The organism is Azospirillum sp. B506, assembly GCF_000333595.1.
Taxonomy (GTDB): domain Bacteria; phylum Pseudomonadota; class Alphaproteobacteria; order Azospirillales; family Azospirillaceae; genus Azospirillum.
In genome coordinates, this window is record NZ_BADK01000038.1 from 1 (window position 1) to 2,384 (window position 2,384).

General features: G+C 65.7%; 2 protein-coding genes. One reads left to right on the plus strand and one right to left on the minus strand.

Annotated features, from left to right (window positions below):
• The coding region (locus tag I71_RS01130) for a glycosyltransferase family 39 protein (protein WP_199902078.1) at positions 1-775 on the minus strand (775 nt) is incomplete at its 3' end.
• A 254-nt stretch (positions 776-1,029) separates the two neighbouring features.
• On the opposite strand from I71_RS01130, the gene I71_RS01135 reads away from it, so the two are divergent.
• Entirely contained in the window at positions 1,030-2,373 is a 1,344-nt protein-coding gene (locus I71_RS01135) for a cache domain-containing protein (protein ID WP_244433543.1), read from the plus strand.
• The last annotated feature ends 11 nt before the right edge of the window (positions 2,374-2,384 follow it).

Sequence of the window (2,384 nt, forward strand, 5' to 3'; positions counted from 1 at the left end):
AATGCGAGAAATCGGCCAGGGCCCGCAGCGGATTCAACGGGTCCAGCACCCCCCACGGCCAGAACAGCGCCATCAGCCCATAGGCGAGCGGCAGGGCCGGCAGCAGACGCAGCGCTCCCCTGCCGGCATCGCGCAGCCGGGCGACGGAAACGCCCCCGATCAGCACCCATCCCGCCAGCATCGCCGCTGCATAGCCCACCAGCAGCAGCGCCCCGATCCGGATGCCCAGCGCCAGCCCGGCGGCGGCGCCGAATCCCAGCACGGTCCCAAGACGCGGCCGCGGCATCTGCCCGGCCAGCCGCAGCAGCAACGCCACCGCCGCCATCATCAGCACGGCGAAGGGCACGTCCTTGGTGTGGTTGAACAGACCGCCATACCAGGGTCCGCAGAGCGCCAGCAGCGCCCCGGCCAGGAAGCCCGCCCGCGGCCCGGCCAGCCGGCGGCCGTCGGCCCAGACCACCGCAATCCCGGCGACCCCGGTCAGGGCGCACAGCAGGTGCCGCGTCTCATACGGATCGAAGGGCAGCAGCGGGGCCAGCGCCACCGCCGCCATGTCGAACAGCCCGCCATACAGATAGAGATTCTTGTAGGAAAAGGCCGAGTCGTCGGTGAAGCCGCTGCGGTACCAGTCGATCAGCTTGGCGCCATAGACATGCTGCACCTCCTCGTCGTTGGAGATGCCATACTGTCGGAAGGTGACGGCGACCAGCACCAGCAGGACCAGCAGCCCCATCGCCGCAGCAATGTCCCACCGCCTGCCAATCAGCCGACGCAAAGGGCTGGTCCTCCCGGTCAAGCGCCACTCCTCCTGAGAGTGTGATCGCTTCAAGTGGAATCGCTTGAAGCGTGACTCACACGAAAAACCAAAAGCTTGGAGTCCGCCGGCAGAAAGCATCGGCGGCGGCAGCTTGTCATGTGAATTCTCTGCCATCAGCCTGGGGCCGACCGCGACCGCTGGAGGGCACAGCGGGATGAAAGCCGGCGCAGGCACAAGGACGGGGTTTCGGCAAATCGGCTCGAATATTCGTTTTGCGCGATGGCCTGGAGGTCATATCCCATGCGACACCGTATCGCGGCCTGCCTGTAAGGAAATCGTTCAATATTCACACGACAATTTCCAGCAGGACACTCTGCACGACAAGGCGACTGCAATACGCCGGAAGGTGGTGGTCAATGACCAATTCTTCTCTTTCAATTCGCGCGAAACTGCTGATGCTGGTGGCGACCGCCAGCCTCGCCTGCATGGCGATCGCGGGCGCCGGGCTCTATCTCAGCTACAATCGCATGTATCAGGACCGCGTCGATGCGCTTCGCTTCATGGTCGAGGCCGGACACAGCATGGCTGCCCGATTCGAGAGCGAGGTCGTGGCGGGGCATCTGACCCGTGACGAGGCGCAGGCCCGCTTCAAGGAGGCCTTCCTCGCCATCCGCTACAGCGGTGACGAATATCTCTTCGCCCACACCTACGACAGTATCGGGTTCGCGCATATGAACAAGGCGCTGATGGGCAAGGACGTCTCCGGAATCAAGGATGCGGCTGGCGTCCCGGTCATTCCGGTGTTGATCGGCATCGTGAAGAGCAAGGGGGAGGGGACTTACGCCTACGACTGGCCCCGCACCGTCGGCAGCAGCGAAACCGCGCTCAAGCTGGCCTATGTCAAGGGGTTCGATCCCTGGCGGATCTTCATCGGCACCGGCATCTTCATCGACGATTTGTGGGCCGCCTTCCTGTCGCAGCTCTGGACCCTGATCGGCGTCATCGCGGCGCTGGCCCTGCCGGCGATCGTCTTGCTGGCGCTGGTCGGACACAACATCAGCTCCACCGTCCGCTCGCTGGCCGGCCGCATGCGGGCGATGGCCGATGGCGACCTGACCGTCGCCTTTCCGGAGGCCGGCCGCGGCGACGAGCTTGGCGACATGGGCCGGGCCACGCAGGTGTTCAAGGAGAATGCACTGGCCAAGCAGCGGCTGGAAGCCGAGCAGGTCGAACAGGCCCGCTGCGCCGAAATGGAGAAGCATCGCGCCATCGCCGATCTGGCCGACCGGTTCGAGCAGGCGGTGGGCGGCGTCATCCATGCCGTGGCAAGGGAAGCCGCCGGAATGGAAAGCCGGGTTGCGGAAGTGACCCAGGCGGCGGATCAGGCCGGCCGGCTGGCCAGCGATGTCGCCGTCACGACCGAGCAGACATCCTCCAACGTCCAGACCGTCGCAGCCGGGCCAGAAAGGCCAGAACCAACCCATCGCGGATCTCGGCCGGCGTGGCGCCGACGGACTCGGGAACCGGATCGTGGTGGCCCGGAGCGGCGCGCCGGACGCGCGAAGACTGTTTCGGGGCAGAACGGTCCATGGACATCTCGAGAGGCCGATCAGTGAAGGATGCGCTG